A 23,936-nucleotide genomic window follows, 5' to 3' on the forward strand; every position below is an offset into this window, starting at 1 on the left:
TACAGTTCAATTAGAGGACACTATCTCCATATGCTCCTCGTTTACTGTTCGTTTATCCGCTTACTTTTTGTCAGTCGATGTTGATAATTTCTTTTAAGCTGAGTGTGTAGGAGGAAGAGGGTGTTATGTGAGGAATGGTATCAACGGGCACAAAAGGTTTAAATATAGAAGGATGCCGGGAAGTAAGTTAATTGTATTGCATTAACACAATAATGCGATTATAAAGCTCTTTTAGGCTGGATATGTAGAAGGGAGTCATGTATAGAACAGTACCATAAAGAACAGCAACTTTAAGTATATGAAGGGGCCAGGAAGTAGTGGAGGTTTCATATAGTATCCGGGCCTTTGCCCGGTTCCCTGCATAGCGGTGCCGCTGATAAATGCACCAATGTTCATCTTTTTCACAAATCTCTAACAGCGTTACAAGCGGGCACCGACCGGATACTATATGAAACCGGAATGGATGCCGGACAAGTAAGTCAATTATCGCATTAACACATGATGCGTCAGAAGCGGGCACCGACCGGGTACTATATGAAACCGGAATGGATGCCGGACAACTAAGCCAATTATTGCGTTAACACATGATGCGTCAGAAGCAGGCAATGACCGGGTACTATACGAAACCAGAATGGTTGCCGGACAACTAAGCCAATTATTGCGTTAACACATGATGCGTCAGAAGCAGGCAATGACCGGGTACTATACGAAACCAGAATGGTTGCCGATTAGGGGAGCCAATTATCATCATGCGATAACAAAACAATGCGGGAAGAGTATCTCAGGAGCGCAAGTTGCCAAAGAAAGGCTTGAACGCAAACCAGCCCAGTACAGGAAATAACTGCATCGGTACAACCAGCCCCGGAAATAATTCAGGCCGATCCACATCTAACGGAAGACTGATCATAAAAGGAATGATGAGGCTCACAAGCGTACCACCAGCAAGTAAAATACCCGTTAAGGTTTCCATTTCCTTTTTGAATAGTTTATCCATGCCAAAAGCGAACAACGCAATCAACATTCCCGCAAACAGTGACGCACTGAAGATAGCTGCTGACGATACGATGCTATCGTAAGAAACCTCCAGCGCAGTAACGTAGATGCGGTAATAAAAAAAGGCAGCAAGCCCTGAAAGTATGCCTGCTGCCAATCCGGTGAAGAAATATTTTTTAAACATGTAATTGCTTATTGAGTAACGGGAACGGTTACATTCAATTTGAATACGTCGTCAACCCTGCCTCCAGCTTCGCCAATACCAAAGTCAACACGGTTTACATCAAAGTTACCGTTGAAAGTACCACCATTACCATTTCTCGTGAAAGTGAAAGGAACAGTGAACGGTTTCTTCACACCATGCATTTCCAGCTCACCCTGCGCCTCATAACCAGATGCAGTTTTATTCACTTTTGATGCGATGAAATGAATGGTAGGATATTTCGAAGCATCAAACCATTTACTGCCTTTAGCATGTGTATTCTTTAAGCCATTGCCGGTATTGATGGAAGTTACGTCGATAGTCACGTCAAATTTGGAAGCGGCCAGGTTCTTTTCGTCGAATAGCACCTGTCCCTTCAGATCTCTGAAGATACCGTTGGCGCCGGAGCCGGAAAACTTAATGGAATGTCCCTCGGCGATCTTCCAGTTCTGGGAAGATACAAAGGTGAACGCCGAAGCCAGCAGAATGATGGCAGCTGCAAACGGATAAAATACTTTTTTCATTGTAGTGTTCATTAGTGTGATTGTGTGGTTCAAAAGTAATCGGATAATTACTCTACTGCAAAAAGGATACCTATAAATAAATGTTAATAAGTACTGCCTGGCAAGCGGTAAAAGCTAACAAATGTTAGTCCGGCGGGAGGAGTTTTACCGGAACTTTGTGTCAAATTCAAGGTTATGGCATTCCTTTCCGGTCTTTTATCAATAGGCTTATTATTACTACTGGCAGGTCATTTATTCAACATTCCCTTGCTCCGGCAATGGCAACATGATGCCCGGGTGGCAGCCGCGGTGATGTTTATACTGATAGGTTTTATGCACCTTGCCACTCCGCGGAAACTGACGTACATGATCGAAGGCTGGCTGCCATATGCACTGGAGCTGGTATTGATCAGCGGTCTACTCGAAATAATATTGGGAATCGGATTGCTGATACCGGGCCTGAGGATCTATGCTGCATGGGGATTGATCGTACTGCTGGTGCTCATGTTCCCGGCGAATATCTATGTGGCAGTAAAACAATTACCAGCCCCCGGCGGACTACCGGCAAAAGCCTGGTATACGTGGAGCAGACTGGCCTTTCAACCTGTTTATATTGCGTGGGTGTGGTGGTGTGTGCGTTAAAGTCCCCGTCTGATACGGCTTAGGCTCTCAGGTTCTATGCCCAGGTATGAGGCAATGTATTTTACGGGTATCTGCTGCACTACCTGTGGATGTTCGGCCAGCAGCTGGAGATATCGCTCTTTGGCGCTGTATTGTAAAAAGGCCAGTTCACGGTGGTATTTGCGGACATACTGATATTCTGCCAGCAGGCGGCCGGTATGTTCTGCTGCATGACTTCTCTTGTACAGTTCCTGCAGATCGGCATAATAGAAAGCAAAGCCATTTACAGGCGTTATAGCCTGCAAAGAGACGATGGATGGCTGTTGTGTAATAAAAGAGGCGTAGGCGGTCGAAAACTGCCCGGGAAATGCGAAATCGAGCGATACTTCCTTGTCCTGGTGTACCGTGAATACCCGTACAATGCCCGACAAGATAAAATAGATGGCGGAAGATACCCTGCCCGCATGTGCAAGAAAAGAGCCGCTACTGAACTCCACTGGCTGCAGTAACGGCTCAAATAAATGCCAGTTATCCCCCGAATGTTTGTCAAGCTGTAATAGTGCCTGTTTTACCTGGTTGACATCTGGCATCGTTCGGTATTTTTAGATCAGATCCTTCTTAGTTTCAGCGACTGTACAAAGTGATGGCTGCCCTTTTCCAGTATCAGGCTGGCCCTGAAACGGGTGGGCATAATGTTCAGTTCCAGGTTGGGCTTGTTGATCTCATTCCAGATGTTGGTAGCAAATTCTACTGACTCGTCATCCGATAAATGTGCATACCGGTGGAAGTAGGAGTCGGGATTCTGGAAGGCTGTCTGTCGCAGGGACTTGAACCTGGCGATGTACCATTGCTGAAGGTCTTCCAGCTCCGCATCCACATAGATGGAGAAATCGAAGAAGTCAGAAACGAAGATAGTAGGCTCGCGCTGCTGCTGTCTTGGTCTTACCTGCAATACATTCACACCTTCAACGATCACAATATCAGGAGATTCTATCCATTGTAACTGATTCGGAAGGATATCATATTCCAGGTGACTGTACACCGGGGCAGAAACCCTCTCCCTGGCAGATTTAACATTGGCGAGGAACTGTATCAGCCGGCGGATATCGTAGCTCTCGGGGAAACCCTTACGGTTCATAATGCCCCGTTGTTCCAGTACCCGGTTGGGATAAAGGAACCCATCCGTGGTGACCAGGTCCACTTTCGGGTGGTTAGGCCAGGCCGACAACAAACGTTGCAGCACGCGGGCTGTTGTGCTTTTACCTACAGCCACACTACCGGCAATGCCGATGATGAAAGGCACTTTCAGGAACTGACTGCCAAGAAAGCTGTTGGTGGCAGCATGAAGCCGCTGTGCACTGCTCACATACAAATTCAGCAGGCGGGAAAGCGGTACATATATCTGGGTGATCTCGTCCATCGTCAGTGGCTCGTTCAGCCCCTGCAGCGTGTCGATGTCATTCAGTAGGTGTAACATAGGATCGTCACTCCTTTTCGCCCATTCTTCCCTGCTGATTGTAATATAGGGAGCATAATTATTCCTCGTCATGAAGATTTTGTTGCCAGTTTACGTGTTGGTACCTGTCTTTTCAGGCTGCTAAGCTATATAAACCGTTTTAACATTCAAAAATTCATGTGCGCCTTCAAGGGCCAGTTCCCTGCCGTAGCCGGACTGTTTCACTCCTCCAAAGGGCAGACGCGCGTCTGAGCGCACCATGGCATTGATGAACACGTTTCCGCTCTCTATCTGGCGGGCCAGTCGCCGGGCTTTATCTAGATCGGTGGTCCAGAGGGAGGAGCCTAATCCAAACGGTGTCTGGTTGGCCAGTTGAATGGCATGGTCTTCATTGGCCGCTTTGATGATCACCGCCAGTGGACCGAAGGTCTCTTCTTCAAAGGCTGTCATGCCCGGTTGTACGCCGGTGAGCAGGGTAGGGACGAAGTTAGCCTCCTGGTGCTGCCCACCCAATGCCAGGCTGGCGCCCTGGGAAACGGTTTTTTTCAGTTGCTGTGCCAGCTCGGCTGCCAGGTCAGGGCGCGCCATAGGTCCCATATCTGTCTCCTGATCGAAAGGATCACCCTGACGCATATGCCCCAGGATACCGCTCACCTTGTCGGTGAAGTCGCCTAATACGGCTTCCTCCACGATCCAGCGTTTAGCCGCAATGCAGGACTGTCCTGCGTTCTGCATGCGGGCCTTCACTGCAATCTTAGCGGCTTCGTCCAGATTGGCATCCTTCAGTACAATGAATGGGTCGCTTCCGCCCAGTTCCAGGACGGATTTCTTAATGTATTTTCCCGCCAGTGCGCCGACACTCATACCCGCGCCTGTGCTGCCTGTGAGGGTTACTCCCTGCACCCTGGGATCTGCTATTACAGGTTCAATATTCTTTGAATTGATCAGTAATGCCTGAAAAGCTCCTTCCGGGAATCCTGCCTGCAGAAACAGGTCTTCCATGGCCAGCGCACAGCCGCTTACATTACTGGCATGTTTCAGCAGGGCGGTATTGCCGGCCAGCAGGTTCGGAATAGCGAAACGGAACACCTGCCAGTAAGGAAAATTCCAGGGCATGATAGCCAGAATAATACCTTTCGGCTCATACGATATATAACTTTGCTGTGCATCCGAGGTGATGAGTTTGGGTTGCAGTATTTCAGCGATATGTTCAACGTAATATTCAGCGGATGTAGCGCACTTCAATACTTCTGCTTTTGCTTCCCTGAGCGTTTTCCCCATTTCACGGGTAATGATGGCTGCGTGCTTATCTGCATTCGCCTTCAGCAAACCTGTCAGCGCCAGCATCCAGTCGCAACGCTCCTGCAGGCTGGTATGCGATAAATGACGGTAAGCCTGGTGCCCCCATGCGAGCCGCTGTTCAACGTCAGCCTCCGTATGAGAGGCATATTCAGCTATTGTTTCCTGATTATATGGATTGATACTTCTGAAGGTGCTCATATAAAACAATTTACACTATTGCAGACAACATACATGCCGTCTGCAACAGTGTAAATGTAACGTTTATAAAGTATCTCCGGCCGAATGGATGATGTGTGGAAATTATAATGGATAACGGAACAGAAAGGGACTGCAATTGAAGTACTTTGTGAAAGCGGCAGCAAAGGATTTAAAGCTTTTGTAACCGACCAGCGGCGGAATATCGTTCAGCGGTATGTCCTGAATGGCCAGAAAGCCGGCTGCGCTTTCCATACGGTAAAGATGTATGAAATGATTGACGGAAATACCATTCAGCTGGAGGAAGCTTTTCGCAAGAAGGTCAGCGCTGATGTTAAATCGCTGAGCAAGGAATTGCAAAGTAAGCGGTCTGTCTACATATAGTTTGATATATTTTTTTACACTGTCCAGCAAAATAACATCATCAGCCGTCACTTCAATCCTGTTCTTCTTTTGAGGCAGCAGCTGCCGCATAAAATGTTCGAGCATCAGCATCGACTTTTTCTCGCGGTAAAAGATAGTAGCCAGCTCGTTAAAACAGCAACTCCGGATGTCCTGTATGAGCATCATGAAATATGCGTCCAGCACTACCTGGCGGGGAGCGTTGATCATGCCGCCTTTGTTCTTCTGTGCCTCCTCTACCTTCTGCCTGATATCGGCATGCAGCTTCCTGAATCGCGATTGTTTTAACACATAGAACAATGTGTCATTGTTGAAGCTAATGTGGAAAAAGCAATGCTTGCCTTTCGGAATAATGGCAACATTAACCGCTTCCAGGTAAAAGAGGTTCAGTTCCTCCTTTTTCAGCTCCACGTTGTCTGTACCGTTCACAAATGCATCCACATTGGTTTTGTCAAGGGAAATGTGCAGATGAAACGAGGGTTTCGACGGGGTAGGTAATACATCTAATTCGCGCGCTTTACATATTACCTGGTGTTCGAATACTTCAAACAAGCCCGCCTCCATTTTCTGCTGGAAAACAGTTTTCTGAGCAAAGCCATGAAGGACCATGGTCGAGTGTTCGATAACAGCGCCGGAAAATCTCCGGGGAACATCTGTAACAGAGAATATACCTTTAAAAAATTCAAAAGACGCCGAAAGCAGAAACATGTCAAGATTGGTTTTTGGATGATAAAATAATATAGAGGCATTCATCCCGCATGACACAGGTATGAACGTCGTCGGGATCTGCACAACGTGGTATCAGTTGTAGTGCTAACAACCATCTTGCGATGAAAAGGCGGCGGTAACCTTAGGATAACAAGACAGGGATATCGTTATTTAGGTTTAGTAATTTTCACAGTGACAAAAACTAGCATTCACATGATAGTTCTAATGGCTATCTGATCATAAAATTATTCTTTTGTTTATTGTTAAAAGTTAATAGCTCGTTAATGATAGCTGATCCATTTACCAGTTATTTTGTTTCAAAACGATCATCGTACCCGGGGTTTGTGTTAAACAAGTTTCGGGAGATAAGCGTTAATACTCATAGGCAATATGTTAATAGATGAGATATAAATGTTATAACTCTCAGTAATGAATACTTGAGTATAACAAGGTGATTTTATCTATATGCCTGAAATAGGTTATATTTAACAATAACCCAAACCAAACAAATAATGATGTCAACCAGGAGTCTAATTCGTATCGTAGTGTTATTACTATGCCTCTATGTATCAGTAGCAGCCGCATATGCTCAGAAACAAAGAATAACCGGTAAAGTCACAGATGCCACCACAGGAGTGCCGCTCGAAGGAATCACTGTGAGGGTGAAAGAAGCCAGTTCTGGTACGCTGACCGCGAAGGATGGTACCTTTTCTATTGAAGCAAAGTCAGATGACGTGCTGGAGCTCAGTGCGATTGGTTTCAGACCCTTATCTGTGCCTATAAACGGCCGTACAACGGTGGATATCCAGCTGGTTTCCACGGTGTCGGAACTTAGTCAGGTGGTGTTGGTGGGTACCCGGTCAGGCGGACGGGCAAAGATCGAAACACCCGTTCCGGTTGATGTCATTTCCCTGAGCCAGGCGGCTTATCCTACTGCCAAGATGGACCTGACAGCCCTGCTCAACGTGTCTGCACCTTCCTTTAACTACAACAAGCAAAGCGGCAGTGATGGTGCTGACCAGGTAGACCTCGCCACCCTCCGTGGCCTGGGACCAGATCAGACCCTCGTACTTGTGAATGGCAAACGCCGTCACCAGACAGCTTTCGTTGCCGTATACGGTACCCGTGGCCGTGGTAATTCCGGTACAGACCTGAACGCCATTCCGGAAGCGGCGATCGACCGGGTGGAGATACTTCGTGACGGTGCTTCCGCCCAGTATGGTTCAGATGCTATCGCTGGTGTGATCAATATCATTCTTAAGAAAGAGGTGAATCACCTCTATGTAAATGCCGGTTATGCCGGTTACTATGACCATAAATACAACACCTATTTCGGTAAGGAATTAAATCAATACAAAAATAACGGAGCAATTGATGGTAATGCAGTTTCCGTGGGATTAAGCTATGGCGTGCCTTTGGGCAAGAACGGCGGCTTCCTGAACTTCTCAGGCAATTTCCTGAAACAGGGCAAGACCTTCCGCCAGGTGCTGGATACCAATCTGGCCCACGAAGATGCTTTGCCTATCAACGTAGTAAGAAGGTCTTACGGGGATGCCTCCAAAACTACAGGTGGCGGTATGCTGAACCTCGAGCTGCCTTTCGCTGACGGACGTACTACTTTTTATGCCTTCGGCGGATATAACCATAAATTTTCCGACACATATGCCTATACCAGGCATTTTAACGGGAATAACCCTAATTCCAGTGCGCATTCCGATCGTTTCCCTACAGATGCGAACGGAAATCTGATCTTCTATCCGGATATCATGTATCCGGTTACATCTCCCGGAGGTTTACCTAACGATACCGTATTTGATCCACACATTCAGAACAAGATCAACGACTGGTCTGCGGCAGCCGGTATCAAAGGCGAATTCGGTAATGGCTGGACCTGGGACCTGAGCAATGTGCTGGGGCGTAACGATTTTCATTTCTATGGCGATAAAACCTTCAACGCCTCTATGGGCGCTAACACGCCTACCCATTTTGACGATGGAGGATTCTCCTTCCTGCAGAATACAGCCAATCTGACCCTGGGTAAGGACCTGCCTAACGTAGCCGCAGGCCTGCACCTGGCGTTCGGTGCGGAATACAGGTATGAGAACTACAAGATCTATGCGGGAGAAGAGGCGTCTTACAGAAACTATGATCCTACCTTCTTCAAAGCCACCGGTGCACAAGGTTTCCCGGGGTACCGTCCTTCCGATGAAGTGGATGCCAACCGTTCCAATGTTGCCGGTTTTGTGGATGCAGAGCTGGATGTAACAAAGAAATGGTTGATCGGGGCTGCTGTACGTGCAGAGAACTATAGCGATTTTGGGTTCACCAGCAATTATAAGTTTGCAACACGTTACAAAGTAACGCCCAACTTTAACATCCGCGGTTCTGTGAGCACTGGTTTCCGCGCTCCTTCGTTGCAGCAGATCAATTTCAGCTCCCAGTATACTAACGTACAGGGAGGCACGATCACTGAGGTGAAGATCGCTCCTAATACCAACAGTATTACCAGGGCTGCCGGCATCCCTGACCTGAAACAGGAAAAATCAGTGAACGCAAGCCTGGGCTTCACCTGGAAACCGGTTAGCGCACTGTCGGTAACTGTGGACGGTTATCTTGTGAAAGTAAAAGACAGGATCGTATTATCAGGTCAGTTCAGCGCCAGCGATACTACGCTGTCTCAGGAACTGTACAATACTTTGAACGAACTGCATATAGACAATGCGCAGTTCTTCGCCAATGCGGTAAATACCACCAACACTGGTATCGATGTGGTGATCGACTATAACAAACGTTGGGCGAACCAGCGCTTCAGGGCATTGCTGGCAGCTAACTTCCAGCACATGGAGATCGACAAGATCAATGTACCGGAAAGACTTAACGACAGCTATCTGCATAGAAAATCTTTCTTCAGCGACCGTGAGGAGCGCTTTGTATTGGCTTCTGCACCTCCGATGAAGATTGGCCTGAACCTGGACTATGGTATCAATAAATTTGGCGTAAGTGCGCACGTCACCTATTTCGGTAAAGTGGAACTGTATGGTTATGGCTGGAGCGGAGACCTGGCCGGTACAGGTATTAATCCGGTAGTAGGCCTGGATAACGATCCTAACAAACTGGTGCCTGAGCTATTTAAATATAAAGGCAAGGCTGTAACAGACCTGGCTGTAAATTATAAATTCACCAAACAGCTGAACTGGTTTATCGGTGCTGATAACATCTTCAATGTACACCCTTCACTGGGAGTTGCGGATGGAGCAAGGTTATCGGCTTACGACAGTGAGAGTGGTGGCGCATGGGATGCTGTGCAGATGGGCTTTAATGGTATCCGTCTCTTTACACGTTTTGTGCTGACACTATAATGGATGATGTAAGTATAAATAAAAAGGTCTCGTATTAAACGAGACCTTTTTATTTATACTATAATGTTGTTCCGTTCATGCTTATTCAACAACGGTAGAGATCTTGATCGTGTTGGTAGGCAGGTGTTCTGCTACTGGTGTGCTGCCGGTGTTTACTACAACATCCGCTGGTTTCACGAAACCTCTTTCTTTCAGGATGTTGATCTGGTCGGAGATGATCTCGTCCAGGCTTTCTTCACCATCATAGAAGAAGGCGCGTACACCCCAGCTCAGGCTCAGCTGATTAACCAGTGTTTTCTCCTTAGTGAAGATAAACAGTGGAGAGCGTGGACGGTAGCTGCTCAGCATGAAGCCGGTGTAACCGCTCTGGGTCATACCGATCAGCGCATCTGCATCCAGGTCTTCTGCCATCTTACAGGCATTGTAACACAGTGCATCGCTCAGGAAGGTAGGAGAGTGACGGTGAGGGATCAGGTTACGGTTGTAGATGATGTCTTCTTTCTCTACTTCACCAATGATCTTTCTCATGGTCTGGATCACCAGCTCAGGGAACTGACCTGTTGCGGTCTCACCACTCAGCATTACCGCGTCAGCGCCTTCCAGTACCGCGTTCGCTACGTCAGTGATCTCACTACGGTTAGGACGGGTGCGGTCTATCATGCTTTCCATCATCTGCGTAGCCACGATTACAGGCTTGGCACGGTGGATACATTTACGGATGATATCTTTCTGGATCATTGGGATCTGCTCAACCGGCAGTTCCACACCCAGGTCACCACGGGCAATCATTACGCCATCGCTTTCCCAGATGATTTCCTTCAGGTTCGCAATTGCTTCAGGTTTCTCGATCTTGGAGATCACCTTCATTTTGGAATTGCGCTCTTTCAGGCGTTTGCGGATCAGCTGGAGGTCATCTACGTGTCTAACGAAGGACAGGGCAACCCAGTCACATTCCTGATCGATGATGAATTCCAGGTCCACGATATCTTTTTCGGTCAGTGCTGGCAGGGAAACTTTAGTGTCTGGCAGGTTGAAGCCTTTCTTGGAAGACAGTACACCTGGCAGGGTCACTTCAGCTTTGATCTCGCCATCGGCAGTGATCTCTCTTACTACTGTTTCAATTTTACCGTCATCCAGGAGGATTTTCTGGCCTGGTTTAACGTCTTTATGCAGGTCTGCGTAGGAAACATAGATCTTTACAGCGTTACCCACCACTTTCTCATTCACGAAGGTCAGGATCTGACCAGCTACCAGTGGTAATGCATTGTTCTCGATCTCACCAACGCGCAGTTTAGGGCCTTGCAGGTCAGCCAGGATGGCTACATTGTAAGGCTCGGTTTTGTTGATCTGACGGATATATTGGATAATACGCAGTTTATCCTCGTGAGAGCCATGTGAAAAGTTCAGACGGAACACGTTAACGCCGGCTCTTACTAATGCCAGTAAGCCTTCATAGGTATCGCAGGCCGGGCCGACAGTTGCTACGATTTTGGTTTTGTGCTGGGAATGTGCACGTGAAGCTTCATGATCCATCTGTTTGTGTACGTATTTTGATAAATCTTTTGTACTCATAGCTCTATTTTTTAACTCGCAAGTATTTTAACCATCTTTAACCATTCCGGATCGAGGTGCTCTTTGGCTTTGATAGCCTGTTCCAGAGGGGTATATTGGATTTTGTTGTTTACAATGCCTACCATAACATTAGAAGTACCGTTCAACAGTGCTTCTACTGCTGCATAACCCATACGGCTGGCCAGGATGCGGTCCTGACAGGAGGGAGAGCCACCACGCTGTATGTGCCCGAGGATACATACACGTGTATCCAGCTGCGGACAGCTGGCTTTTACCTGGCGGGCTACTTCTTCAGCGCCGCCGGCGATGGAACCTTCAGCAACCACAATGATATTCACCAGCTTCCTGCGGCGCTCGTTGGTCTGCAGGTCTTCAATGATATCCTGTACATCGATCAGGTGTTCCGGGGTCATGATGTGCTCAGCACCAGTGGAAATACCACTGTGCAGGGCAATATAACCTGCATCACGTCCCATTACTTCTATAACAAATAAACGGTCGTGCGCATCAGCTGTATCGCGGATCTTGTCAATAGCATCCACAGCTGTGTTCACTGCCGTATCAAAACCAATGGTAAAATCAGTACCCGCAATATCCTTATCGATAGTGCCGGGTAAACCGATACATGGAATGTCGAATTCCTGGCTCATCTTATAAGCTCCGTTGAATGAACCGTCTCCCCCAATAACTACGATACCATCAATATTGTGTTTCTTGAGATTTTCGTAGGCTTTCTGTCTGCCTTCTGCTTCGTAAAACTCTTTGCAACGTGCGGTCTTTAGAATGGTACCTCCGCGCTGAATGATATTGGCCACAGATTTGGACTCCAAGGGAAATATTTCATTCTTCAGCATTCCCCTGTAGCCATACATAACACCATACACATTTAACTGATGGTAAATTCCGGTCCTTACAACTGCACGAACGGCGGCATTCATGCCCGGCGCGTCTCCACCTGATGTAAGGACTGCGATGTTAGAAACTTTTTTCATAGTTATGTTTATTTCCCTCTCTACGTTTTTATGTTGGATTCAGGGAATCCGGTGTCTTTTTAGCTTCCTATACCTCTAAATACCCCTAACGTGTGATATTGCATCCCCTGTTTTCCAACCCCCTGCTTTTATCTTTTTTCCTGAAAATCACGCTGCTTATGCATAAATTGCCAGGAAAATATCTAAGTGGCGCACAAAAATAACATTTTGCGTATTCTTTCTAATAGTATTCTGATGAATTACACGAAATTTTCATTTTTAATTAATCAACCAGATAATTTTTTTAAAAAATATACATAGATATAATTTAAATGTAAACCCAAACAATTCAAATGGAAGCAAGTAAACTCAGACGCCCTATCTTTACTTTTTTGTACTTATTTATGATAACAGGACCTGCCATTGCGCAACAGACGGGAATTATTTATCCGCAAACTAATAAAACAGACGTTACCGACAACTACCATGGTACCATCGTTGCTGATCCGTATCGCTGGCTGGAAGATGATAACAGTCCTGAAACAAAGGCATGGGTGAAGGCAGAGAATGCCGTTACCAGCGCTTATCTCGACAAGATCCCTTTTCGCGGAGCTGTTAAAAAGAGGCTCGAAGAATTGTGGAACTACCCCAAGATGGGTACACCATTCAAAAGAGGAGAATATTACTACCTCTTCAAAAATGATGGTCTGCAGAACCAGGCCGTGCTGTACCGCCAGCGATCGCTGACAGGCACTCCCGAGGTCTTTATCGATCCCAACAAGTTCTCGGAAGCTGGTACTGTAGCGCTTGGAAGCCTCTCATTTTCAAAAGATGCTAAATATGTGGCCTATCAGATCGCCAAGGCGGGTTCTGACTGGCAACAGGCTTTTGTAATGGACGTGGAAAGCAAGCAGCTGCTGAAAGACTCGATTGACTGGATCAAGTTCAGCAATATCTCCTGGAGGAAGGACGGCTTCTACTATAGCCGGTACGATAAACCTACAGAAGAGAACAAATTATCTAAAAAGAACGAATTCCATAAAGTATACTATCACCGCCTGGGTACCTCCCAGGACCAGGATGAGCTGATCTACCAGGACAAAGAACATCCGCTGCGTAACCTCGGCGTAGAGGCTACAGAAGATGAGCGCTTCCTCATTCTGCACGAGTCTGAAGGAACCTCCGGCAACCAGTTGTCTTACTGGGACCTGCAGGACCCAACCCAGAAAGAATTCAGATTGCTGGTGAAAGGCTTCGAGTTCGAGCCTAATGTGATCGACAATGATGGCGACAAGTTGCTGTTGCTCACCAACGAGGGCGCGCCAAATTATAAGGTAGAGCTTGTAGATCCGAAGAACCCTTCCAGTCGCAAGCTGATCATCCCTGAGCAGAAAGAGGTATTGAAGGAAGTAAGCACTGGTGGCAGGAGATTGTTCGCCACCTACCTGAAGGACGCTTCTTCCAGGGTCGCACAATATAGCTATGACGGTAAACTTGACTGGCAGATCGGTCTGCCAGGTATCGGTACCACCGGCGGTTTTGCCGCGACCGCTAAGGATAAGGAATTATTCTATTCCTTTACGTCTTTCGTTGCCCCGGCAACTATATATAAATATGACATAGCTACGGGTAAGTCAAATCTCTTCGCTAAAACGGAAGTGAAATTCCGCCAGGAAGACTATGAGACCAAACAGCTTTTCTTTGCCAGCAAGGATGGAACGAAAGTGCCTGTCTTCCTCTCTTATAAGAAAGGGCTTCAACTGAACGGTCAGAATCCCGTGCTGTTGTACGGCTATGGTGGTTTCAACATTCCCATGACGCCCGCGTTTAGTGTCTCAAACCTCTTGTTCATGGAGCAGGGAGGTATTTACGCTGTAGTATCTCTGAGAGGTGGTAATGAATATGGTGAAGCATGGCATAAGGCAGGTATGCTGGAAAAAAAGCAGAACGTATTTGACGACTTCATCTCGGCTGCCGAATTTCTGGTGAAATCTAAATATACCAGTCCTTCGAAACTGGCTATCCGTGGTGGCTCCAACGGAGGCTTGCTGGTAGGCGCCTGTATGACACAGCGCCCTGACCTGTTCAAGGTGGCATTGCCTGCAGTAGGGGTGATGGACATGCTGCGTTTCCAGAACTTCACGATTGGCTGGGCATGGGTGACCGAGTTTGGTACAAGCGCGAAGGCAGATCAATTCCCTTACCTGTACAAATATTCTCCGCTGCATAACCTGAAAGCGGGTACGCAGTATCCGGCTACCCTTATCACAACAGCTGATCATGACGACCGTGTAGTACCAGCGCACTCATTTAAATTTGCAGCTGCCCTGCAGGCCGCCAACGCCGGTACTAACCCAACGCTTATACGTATTGAAACCCAGGCGGGCCACGGAGCGGGTAAACCGACATCTAAAATGATCGAGGAAGCCGCCGATGTATGGGCATTCACGATGTATAATCTGGGTATGAGCTTTAAGTAAAATATATTAGATCATTAACGTCAATGGCCGTATCAAACCGATACGGCCTTTTTTATTCAGCTTACTTCCCTTGCCGTAGCCTTTTAACTGTTGACCATCAGCAATATTATGATCCCGACAGCTTGTATCTGGTTCACAGTAGTGTCGTCTTGCAGATGATACAATTCCTGGAAACGCTGGTATTGTCTTGCCAGGTGCTTTCCTGTCCGGCATTTATATGACTATTTTTAATAATTTTACATCAATACTAACCAAGAATTCCTATACATGACACACTTATACCTATGTGCTTTGACAGCAACCATGCTGTTAGCAACCGCCTGCAGTAAAGACGGCGGTTCTGAAACTCCTACCCCGGAACCGGCCCCCGACAAAACCCAGGTTACCTTTAATTATAACCAGATCGGAGCATTCGAGCTTTCTACTATGATCAACGGACCTGGCATCTATGCAACAATCAGCAATGGTGTATCTGGCCGGGCATTTACATATGAACTGGTTGGCAGCAATGGTCTGGAAAAGGCAACAGATACACTGGTGAAAGGCAGCGGTAAGCTGAATGCAAGTGGTGGCGCTACACTTGGATTAAATGGGTTGATACGTTACCGTGATGGTGAAATGACCCTGAAGGTAACACTTAGCGGCCCCGATACAACAATACAGGTAAAAACCGAGAAGGCTGAATACAAGATCAGGGATTACCGTGATTTCATTAATATGTACGCCATGCGTAATCCTGATGCATCAGATCATTATGTGCAGGTGCAAGATTTCGCTTTCCCCGATACAATGTTCAACAGGGCGCCTTGCTTTCGCAGCCTGAAAGGCACTTATGACGGCCAGGGGCATAAGATCACCAACCTGAAGATCAACGCACCACATAAAGAAAATCAGTCTTCATACATAGGCCTGTTCGCTGATGCAGACAGCGGCAGCACAATAAAGAATATCAGACTCGAACTTGCTCCGGAGGGTTTTGCAGGCGTAGAGGGACAATATGGAGGTATAGTAGGTTTTTCCTGGCATGCAAATATTATTGCCTGTTCGGTGAAAGGTGACATTGTGGTAGATAAGAGCGTATTTTCTTACGCGGGCGGCATTTCGGGATTTAACTACAATACCAATATGACAGGTTGTTCTTTCAGGGGACATCTGAAAGCAAGTAACGTGGGGGGCCTGATGGGCAGTTTTGGAGGGTGCAACATCAACATGTGTTACGCTTATTTCTCCTTCGATGCTTATGGTGCTGGCGGACTCGCCGGTGTGCCGGCAGGAGATGGCCATATCTCCAATAGTTATGCTATTGTACATGATTACAACGCAGATGTATCCCGCTTCCTTTCTATGGGGCCTTTAACGCCCACGAGCACTACTATTATCACCAATTGTTTCGCAACGGCAGGTACTCCCGAACCAGGCGTAAGAATGGCCACTAACATCTCAGAACTTGGTATACAGGCGGCTACGCTGGAAGTAGTGGAATGGCCGGCCGGTACTACTGCCCCCGCAGGTAAACGACCATTCAGACTGGATACAGATTTTGACCATCCGTTAAAATTATGGTGGGAATAAATCTGCTGCTTATCTGAGCCATGGATATTCAAAAAAACAAGGCTGACCGGTAGGTCAGCCTTGTTTTTTTGACCAGATATCTTTAACAATAATCGTATGTCCGTGTAAGCGATCTTCTTGTTTTGAGCTGATTTATATGCTTGCAGGCTTTCAAACCCGCTGCCCTCCATGCTTTCTTCCTTCCTGTCTGGCTGCAATCTGCCTGCTGCGCCGGTGTCCTTCATTGCAGAAGGAATCGATAATCCTGTTGTTCCGCAGTAATTGGTAATTCGGAATTGAAACTGAATTCGTAATTTTAGTAAAAGGCATAGAAATGAAGGTATTAATCACAGGAAGCAACGGATTATTGGGCCAGCACCTAATTCCAGTTTTTTTGGAGGATGGCCGGTATCAGGTAATAGCCAGCGGGCGAGGTCCTAACCGTTTGCCGATGCAGACGGGATATACCTACGAAGCTACCAATCTGCGGGATGCCACCAGCGTGCGGCACCTGCTGGAAAAGCATCAGCCGGATATACTGATCCATGCTGCGGCTATGACCCAGGTAGATGATTGTGAACGCAATAAAGACCTCTGCTGGGATACCAATGTAGCGGCAACGCGTTATTTATTGCAGGCTGCAGAAAAGCATAACACCTTCTTCATTTTCCTGTCTACCGATTTTGTATTTGATGGTTTACAGGGACCCTATGCAGAAGAAGATGCAGTCAACCCCATCAGCTATTATGGTTCCAGCAAGGTAGCGGCAGAAAGTATGGTCCGCAACAGTAAGCTTCCCTGGGCTATCGTACGTACGGTACTGGTATATGGCGTTGCGGCAGATCCCAAACGCAGTAATATTATTACCTGGGTAAAGAACAACCTGGAGCAGGGTAAGAAACTGAAGGTGGTGGACGACCAGTGGCGTACCCCAACGCTCGTACAGGACCTCGCCGTAGGATGTAAACTGGTAGCAGACAAGAAAGCCACCGGTATATTCCACATCTCAGGAAAGGAAACGCTGACCCCTTATCAGATGGCAGTACAAACTGCCGGTTATTTCAAACTGAACACACAGCTTCTTGAAAAGGTAGACGCCAAAAGCTTCACACAACCTGCCAAACGCCCCGCTAAAACAGGTTTTGTTATAGACAAGGCCGTGAAAGAGCTGGGTTTTGCTCCCCATAGTTTTGAAGAAGGACTGGAAATCGTTGCAAAAGAAATTTAGTGTATCTATAGCTCCAGGGTACACGTTTCCCCAATGTAATTCAGGATCAGAGCTGGCTGTAGTTCCCATCGAAAGGTATCTTGCCTTTGGGAGTGCCGTTGCCTGTTGGCAGGGAGATGTCCTGGGCAAGCACCTTGTCTCAGAGGCTTCTTGTCTCTCATGTATTTGTTGTGGACATCGGAGGTAGGCCTATGGGCCCGGGCATTCCATCCAAAGTGTTTCGCCAGGGCCACCACATGTAAGACGGCCGTATTTCAGGCTGCAGTTTGTATAAAAAGAGGCGGGGTAGTACTTCTTGTTTGGAAGTACTACCCCGCCTGGTATTATTTATCCGCCTGGGATAATCTATGATTACTTTTTGGGTGAATTCACCAGAAAGACTTTAGTAACCCCGTACTTTTTGGCTACTGAATCCTTCATCACAGCAGTATCGGCTGGAAGAGTATTGAAGTGTTCGCCCAGCATAAGCAATGTAGAATCATTATTGGTGTCCAGTACCACCGGTTGCCCCCATACATTTTTTCGCGTCTTGTACTTGGCCAATCCCGCCTTTTTGTTTTTAAATGTTTCAAAAACAACATCATATTCCAGCGTCGCCGGGTCTGCAGGTGTGGCGGCAGCTGCCTGAGATGAACTGTCCTCCGCTGGTGGCTGAGGTGCTGGCACTGCCTCAACAGGGGACGGATTAAGGGCGCTTTCCGCTCTTGTGATCTGTGGTCTGTTCTTGTTGACAGAATACCATACAATAACGGCCGTCGCTACTGAGGCTACCGGGATGGCAATCCACAGCCAGCGCAATTTGGAAGGTATTTCCCTGGTATATCCTTCATATTCATAGTCCTCCGTTGCAGCAGCAGTCGTCGCAGGCGGTTTAATTCCCTGATCCGAAGACGCTGCCGGCGGGATGGAAGATGCGGATGAGGTTGATGAAGGTGTGGAAGCCGGAGATGCAGCAGCAGAGGAAGAAGATGATGACGACGGTGATGCCGTCAGGTGATCCACCACCTGCTTATTCACTACCTCTTTCGTACCTACCGTTACCTTGTGACTCGCATCCTGCCTGATCACCGGGCTCACATGCAGTACATCCCTTGTGATGACCGGTGGTTCCTGTTCAAAGGAGATCCTGCCCACCGCATTGGCGAGCAGCTTTCCGACACCAGGTATCACCACAGGCTCGCCCTTTTTCAGCAGCTGCCTGAAATCATCTATGTACTTTTCCATCTTCAGCTGTGCGATGGCAGGCACCAGAAGCTCTTTCTGGGAGATCCACTCTACCAGACCTCCGTCGTTAGTCAATGTTTCCTCAAATGTGATAATCTCTCCCGGAGGGGATATTGTTTTATTGGTGACATCGTAACGTGCGGGGGTATGCGTCAGTTTGAATACGCCTAGTTGGGGCAGACAGCAGGTATGCTGCCTGAACAAAATTTCCTGTATGTATTGCTGTAGTACCAATTACGTAGATATTCCTATTATTATAAAATGACTCTCTCGAACGGAATCAGGAGCTAAGGATCAGGAATGGGGCAATATATTATGTTAATTCCTGATCCTTAAACCTTGATTATGACTGCAATTTTACGATTTTAAAATTTAATCATCACGCCTCCCAGTACATTCAGCCCGTAGGTGGGGTATCCGTACCAGCGCTGGTATTTGGTGTTAAACAGGTTATTGGCATTTACCCAGATGTTGAAATTCCTGCCAATATCGTAGTTCGCGCCAGCGCTCAGGTCCCATTTACCTTTGGTTTTATCGAAATCCTGCGTAGCAAATACCTGGTAGTAAGTACCGCCCAGATAATACAGGTTCGCATTCAGATGCAGCTTTTTAGCAATAGTGTATTGCGCGAAGGCGTCTGCCTGGAAAGGGATCAGGCCCCATGGCTTGATCTCGGTCTTCTGTTTGTTATAGTTGAACCAGTCGAAAGCTAACCTCATCTGGAACTTTTCCTCCTGTATATAGCCCACTTCTGCATGCAGGTTAAAGGCTTTCAGCTCCTCCTCATTTTTGGTGTAGAAGGTTTTACCGTCAATGCTGTCATTCACGAACAGCGGCAGGTTATGCCAGGTCACAGCGGCAAACTTGGTATTGTAGTTAAAATGGCTGCCGATCGTTCCTTTGATACCGGTGTATTTCTCTTCTACTCTCGTATTCAGGATCCCCGGGCCATAGCTGCCGATGAACGGATTCTGGTTAGCCAGGTTGCGGTAACTGTTCTTGTTAACGTAAGAGATCCATCCACTGCTCAGGATCACTTTCTTGTAGATAATATGCGACTCGTTCACGATGTCTGGCAGCAGGTAGAACTTACTGTTGGTCCAGGTAGGGTTCACACCTGCATGCAATACAAAGCGTGGCTTGATGATCTCCAATGCCGGATGAATGGCCACCACATTATTGTTGATCTGCTCATGATCGTCTTCTTTGAATGAAGACAGGTCAAAGATGCCCTCTGCTCTCAGGTAAATATCCTCAAACAGTTGCTTGGATACCGGGATCTTGAAGATAGCGGTAGGCTCTTTACGTTTATAGGAATCGCTGAAGTAAATGAATTTTGCAGAAGGCTCGAATTTAAATGCCCAGTCGTTCAGTGTCCTGTTCTTCGCGCCTACTTGTGCGGTGAACTGGTTAAAGGTCTGTCTGATATCATTTTTGGCGAACTCCAGTGTGGCATGATCATACCCATAATAATGCACCTGGTTGCGGTCGTACCCGATACTACCGTTTACTTCCCACAGGGGAGTGAAGTAGGTACCTGAACCCAGTACATTGAGCGCACTATAGTCCTGGTTCTTGATATCTCCTTTGGAGGAGGTATAGTTTACATACAATCCGAAGTTATATTTTTCCTGTCTGCCGGTACCAAAACCTGCCTGTACCAGGGGCGTGCTCAGATTACCATAACCGACCTTGATGAAGTTGTTCTGTAACCGGCTCAGTGAATCCTTACCCAGCGCCAGTGGCTTTAGCGGAATGGGCTGGTACATGAAATAAAGGTTCAGGGCCGGTACCTGGTACTGCAACCGCGGACGGGTAGTATCAAAACCGGGCAGGGAAGCTGTCAGGTTCAGTTTGGCTGCATCCCGCAGTTTGGGCCGGTAGTTGGAAATGATATCGATAGTTTCTTCCTTCAGGTTCTCCTGTGCGTAAGCCTGCTGATGCATCATGATACCTGCTGCACTGCAACCTGCTACTGCCAGAAACCGGTGAATATGTTTGATATAAGCGTTCATGCTAACGTAATTCGGAATTATTTATTGGATTTGATTTTAGAGGCAGACTTTTCTTCTGCTTCTACTTTCGCCAGTTTGTCCTTTGCTTCCTGTTTCAGCTCAGGTATCGGACAGTTCTCTGCAATGCTCTGGAAGGTAGCCTTTGCATTGAAGTAGTCTTTCTGACGCGCATATACATCACCCAGGAGGATGTAGGATTTAGCCACCCACACTTCGTATCCCGGTGTATTCTTTATTACATCAAAACCGGCTTTCTCTGCACCTGCCAGGTCGTTCTTCTGCAACAGGCAGTATGCCAGGTTATAACGGGCCTCAGCGCCTATTTCAGACTTGGTAAGGCCTGCAGCTATCTTATATTCTTTGATCGCTTCATCGTAGTTGCCCTGTTCCTGTTCTGCACGGCCCAGGTAAGCATGACCGATGATCTGATCGTCGGTACTGATATTGCTGCTGGACAACAGGATCTCAGCATAGCTGTTCACTTCATCCCAGTGTTTCAACTGATAATTACTACGCAATAGTCCGCGGGTAGCGGCGAAGGTGTTCTCTTTGGTGGTGGAAAGGTCCTGCAGCTGCAGATAGTAGGTGCGGGCCTTCTCATAATTTTTCACCTGGTAGAAGTTGATATTCGCAGCCTGCAAAGCGGCACGCTCTGCATACAGGCTATTGTTCTTTGTCAGTACGAACTCGTAACCGGGTAACGCACCGGTGTAATCCTTCGCATTGTAAGCACATTCTGATTTATAGAAGCTGGCCGGTAATACAAATGCGCCGTTCGGGAACCGTTGCAGGTAGCTGTTGAAAGCGATGGTAGCGCCGGCACAGTCCCCGTTGCTGAACTTCGTTTCTGCTGCTGCATAGCTCAGGGAGTCTTCCGCAGATGCACTTACCGACTGGCCTGTAGATCTCAGCAGGGCGATATAGGCATCAGTTTTACCCTGGCTCACGTAGATGTCTTTTACGGCTGCCAGTGCTTCATTTGCCTCGGGAGAGTTGGGATATTTCTCTACCACCTGGCGGTAATAGGAGATAGCCTTGTCATCATTATCCTTGTTGAAATAGCAGAGACCCAGTTTCAGCAGTGCACGGGGTGCATTCGGTCCGTTGGGCTGTTTCTGCAATACGTTTTCCAGGTAGGGGATGGCCTCATTGTATTTTTCTTCTGCCAGGTAAGTATTGGCTATTTCCAGGTCAGCATCGTTGCCGAAACCAGAAGAAGGGAATTTGCTGCCCAGCTGTTTCAGGAGGGCCACCTTTTCATTTGTTTTACCCTGGATACCGAGGATGATACTTTTCTGGTAGGTAGCGTAGTCAGATCCCGGCTGATTGTTGGCGATGATCTTATCATACATTCCCAGTGCCTTCCCATAATCTTTCAGCATATAATAACAGTCAGCAGCGCGGAGGGCAGCATCGGTCGTGATACGTGCTGCATTCGGGCCAGTGGTGCGCTGAGCTGCTTCAAAGTGCTGGAGGGCGCGGGTATAGTCCTCTTTCTTCAGGAGGCTGTAACCCATGTTATAGCTGGCCGTCTGCGCATTAGCTTCGCCGGAGGCAGGTACGCCGCCGGTGAGGTAAGCGTTCAGGTGACCAATAGCGGCATCTGTTTTATTCTGTCGCATGGCAATTTCGGCTTTCCAGAAATGTGCCAGTTGCACCAGGTTCTTATCGTAAGGATTCTTCAGTGAAACATCCAGCAGGCGGTCAGCTTCTGCCAGTTGCTGGTCGTTGATCAGTTCTGTGGCGCGGCCGTAGGCCACTTTCTGATAAGCCTTCAGTACCGTCGGTGACTTGTCCGGCGTAGCCTCAATGATGGTCAGTGCATCATTGTAGTTGTTGGTGTTCAGGAACAGGTTCACCAGTATCTCACGGGCTTCTTTGTTGTACGCAGATTGTGGATAACTGTTTACGAAACTGGTGAGTTCAGTGATGGCGGCATCCTGGTAGCCAAGTTCGTAAGACAGTTTGCCGTAGTTGAACCGCGAGATCTCCTGTTGCTGTGCATTGGTGCTGTTACGGGCGCAGAACGCAAATGCATTGCGGGCATTGGCTTTCTGGTTGGTACGCAGGTAGCAGTCGCCCAACAGGTACATAGAGTTCTGTCCCAGGGAATCCTGCTCACTGCTCAACTGCTTGAAACCATTGATAGCTTTATTGTAGTTGCCCGTCTGGTAGTAGCTGTATGACAGCTGGTAGATATCTTCTTTCCTTACTTCCTCGGCATTGTCCTGGAATTCCTGCAGATAAGGCAATGCTTTCTGGTAGTCTCTTCTTTCGAAATATGTCTGACCCAGTAATTGTTTCAGTTCTGCTTCATAATAAAGTCCGCCTTTTTTAACAAGCGGTTCTGCATAACTGATCAACTGGTCTTTTTTATTCTGGAAGTAATAGATCTCTGCGATGTAATAAGGAACGATAGTGCTGTATTTAGGATCGTTCACCACGCGCTGGAAGCTGGTGAGCGCGTCGTTGTACTGCCGGTTGTAGTAGGCGATGAAGCCATAGTAGTAGTTGGCAGGCAGGTAGTATTTGCCCTGCACCTCCCTGATGGAGCCAAACAGGGGTTGTGCCTTCTGAAAGTCTTTTACATTGAAATAGCAATAAGCCAGTTCAAACTTGGCTTCTGCGATCTCGCTGTTGGAAAGGTTTTCGATGTTGGCTTTTTCATACAGGGGAATGGCCTCTTTCAGCTTATTCTGATGGAAGTAGTACTTCGCCAGCTGGTAACTGACAAGCTGTTCCCTCGCGCTGTTGTTATAGAAGGCCAGGAAGTCCAGCGCCAGTTTCTCCGCGTTGGCCTGCCCCAGTTTCAGTGCACAAACGGTATAATAATACTGGGCGTCTGTTTTTACCAGGCTACGGCTGGTTTCCTGGAAATAGCTGATATTATCAATCGTTTGCCGGAACAATTGCATGGCCACTGCATATTTTTCCTGCTGGAAAAGTTGCTGGGCATCTTTGAAAACTTTATCCGGCTCGGTATAGACGCGCGTTTGCTGTGCTTTTGACACAGGCGCAGCCAGTATACAGAAAGACGCCAGGAATAAGTACCAATGTCCGGGAACAAGAAACTTTCTTATGAATTGCATGCTTTTAACCTGTTATATCTTAAATATGCGTTTAAAACGGATCCCGAACAGAAATTATTTTCTAT

The 23,936-nt window shown here is 47.4% G+C and carries 16 protein-coding genes; 5 read left to right on the forward strand and 11 right to left on the reverse strand.

What is annotated here, in order from left to right:
• Positions 1–781: 781 nt before the first annotated feature.
• Together L3C95_RS07550 and L3C95_RS07555 are read right to left on the reverse strand one after the other, a co-directional pair.
• Positions 782–1,177, reverse strand: a complete 396-nt coding sequence (locus tag L3C95_RS07550) for a hypothetical protein (protein ID WP_236386320.1) — start codon at positions 1,175–1,177, stop codon at positions 782–784.
• 8 nt (positions 1,178–1,185) lie between these two features.
• Positions 1,186–1,719, reverse strand: a complete 534-nt coding sequence (locus L3C95_RS07555) for a YceI family protein (protein ID WP_236386322.1) — start codon at positions 1,717–1,719, stop codon at positions 1,186–1,188.
• Positions 1,720–1,893: 174 nt separating this feature from the next.
• Between L3C95_RS07555 and L3C95_RS07560 the strand changes: the two genes are divergently transcribed.
• On the forward strand, positions 1,894–2,340 hold the full coding sequence (locus tag L3C95_RS07560; protein ID WP_236386324.1) for a DoxX family protein: 447 nt from the start codon (positions 1,894–1,896) through the stop codon (positions 2,338–2,340).
• Here L3C95_RS07560 and L3C95_RS07565 read toward each other — a convergent pair.
• The 4 genes from L3C95_RS07565 to L3C95_RS07580 all read right to left on the reverse strand — a co-directional run bounded on the left by L3C95_RS07565 (position 2,337) and on the right by L3C95_RS07580 (position 6,382).
• Complete coding sequence (locus tag L3C95_RS07565) at positions 2,337–2,909, reverse strand: Crp/Fnr family transcriptional regulator (protein WP_236386326.1); 573 nt, start codon at positions 2,907–2,909, stop codon at positions 2,337–2,339. The genes L3C95_RS07560 and L3C95_RS07565 overlap by 4 nt on opposite strands.
• A gap of 17 nt (positions 2,910–2,926) precedes the next feature.
• Positions 2,927–3,868 (reverse strand): type I pantothenate kinase, encoded by a 942-nt coding sequence (coaA, locus tag L3C95_RS07570; protein ID WP_236386328.1) that lies wholly within the window; start codon positions 3,866–3,868, stop codon positions 2,927–2,929.
• A 48-nt stretch (positions 3,869–3,916) separates the two neighbouring features.
• Positions 3,917–5,275: an NAD-dependent succinate-semialdehyde dehydrogenase gene (locus L3C95_RS07575; protein WP_236386330.1), complete on the reverse strand. Its 1,359-nt coding sequence runs from the start codon at positions 5,273–5,275 to the stop codon at positions 3,917–3,919.
• Between the two features lie 102 nt (positions 5,276–5,377).
• Entirely contained in the window at positions 5,378–6,382 is a 1,005-nt protein-coding gene (locus L3C95_RS07580; protein ID WP_236386332.1) for a helix-turn-helix transcriptional regulator, read from the reverse strand.
• A gap of 512 nt (positions 6,383–6,894) precedes the next feature.
• Here L3C95_RS07580 and L3C95_RS07585 point away from each other — a divergent pair.
• The gene (locus tag L3C95_RS07585; RefSeq protein ID WP_236386334.1) at positions 6,895–9,741 is read left to right on the forward strand and encodes a TonB-dependent receptor domain-containing protein; all 2,847 of its coding nucleotides are present in this window, start codon (positions 6,895–6,897) and stop codon (positions 9,739–9,741) included.
• Positions 9,742–9,822: 81 nt separating this feature from the next.
• On the opposite strand, the gene pyk is transcribed toward L3C95_RS07585, so the two are convergent.
• Both pyk and pfkA read right to left on the reverse strand, forming a co-directional pair.
• Positions 9,823–11,313, reverse strand: coding sequence for a pyruvate kinase (gene pyk, locus L3C95_RS07590; protein ID WP_236386336.1), 1,491 nt, complete (start codon positions 11,311–11,313; stop codon positions 9,823–9,825).
• A gap of 11 nt (positions 11,314–11,324) precedes the next feature.
• Positions 11,325–12,305, reverse strand: a complete 981-nt coding sequence (pfkA, locus tag L3C95_RS07595; RefSeq protein ID WP_089832908.1) for a 6-phosphofructokinase — start codon at positions 12,303–12,305, stop codon at positions 11,325–11,327.
• 383 nt (positions 12,306–12,688) lie between these two features.
• Between pfkA and L3C95_RS07600 the strand changes: the two genes are divergently transcribed.
• From L3C95_RS07600 to L3C95_RS07610, 3 genes are all read left to right on the forward strand, one after another.
• Entirely contained in the window at positions 12,689–14,764 is a 2,076-nt protein-coding gene (locus tag L3C95_RS07600; protein ID WP_236386338.1) for a prolyl oligopeptidase family serine peptidase, read from the forward strand.
• A 267-nt stretch (positions 14,765–15,031) separates the two neighbouring features.
• Positions 15,032–16,336: a hypothetical protein gene (locus tag L3C95_RS07605; RefSeq protein WP_236386339.1), complete on the forward strand. Its 1,305-nt coding sequence runs from the start codon at positions 15,032–15,034 to the stop codon at positions 16,334–16,336.
• 313 nt (positions 16,337–16,649) lie between these two features.
• Entirely contained in the window at positions 16,650–17,543 is an 894-nt protein-coding gene (locus L3C95_RS07610; RefSeq protein WP_236386342.1) for an SDR family oxidoreductase, read from the forward strand.
• 351 nt (positions 17,544–17,894) lie between these two features.
• Here the strand turns inward: L3C95_RS07610 and L3C95_RS07615 are convergent, their stop codons facing one another.
• The 3 genes from L3C95_RS07615 to L3C95_RS07625 form a co-directional block, all read right to left on the reverse strand.
• Positions 17,895–19,001, reverse strand: a complete 1,107-nt coding sequence (locus tag L3C95_RS07615; RefSeq protein WP_236386343.1) for a hypothetical protein — start codon at positions 18,999–19,001, stop codon at positions 17,895–17,897.
• Positions 19,002–19,132: 131 nt separating this feature from the next.
• A complete protein-coding gene (locus L3C95_RS07620; protein WP_236386345.1) occupies positions 19,133–20,782 on the reverse strand; it encodes a hypothetical protein in 1,650 nt (549 codons plus the stop codon).
• 17 nt (positions 20,783–20,799) lie between these two features.
• Positions 20,800–23,871 (reverse strand): tetratricopeptide repeat protein, encoded by a 3,072-nt coding sequence (locus L3C95_RS07625; RefSeq protein ID WP_236386348.1) that lies wholly within the window; start codon positions 23,869–23,871, stop codon positions 20,800–20,802.
• Positions 23,872–23,936: the final 65 nt, after the last annotated feature.

The organism is Chitinophaga filiformis, from assembly GCF_021646545.1.
GTDB lineage: Bacteria > Bacteroidota > Bacteroidia > Chitinophagales > Chitinophagaceae > Chitinophaga > Chitinophaga filiformis_A.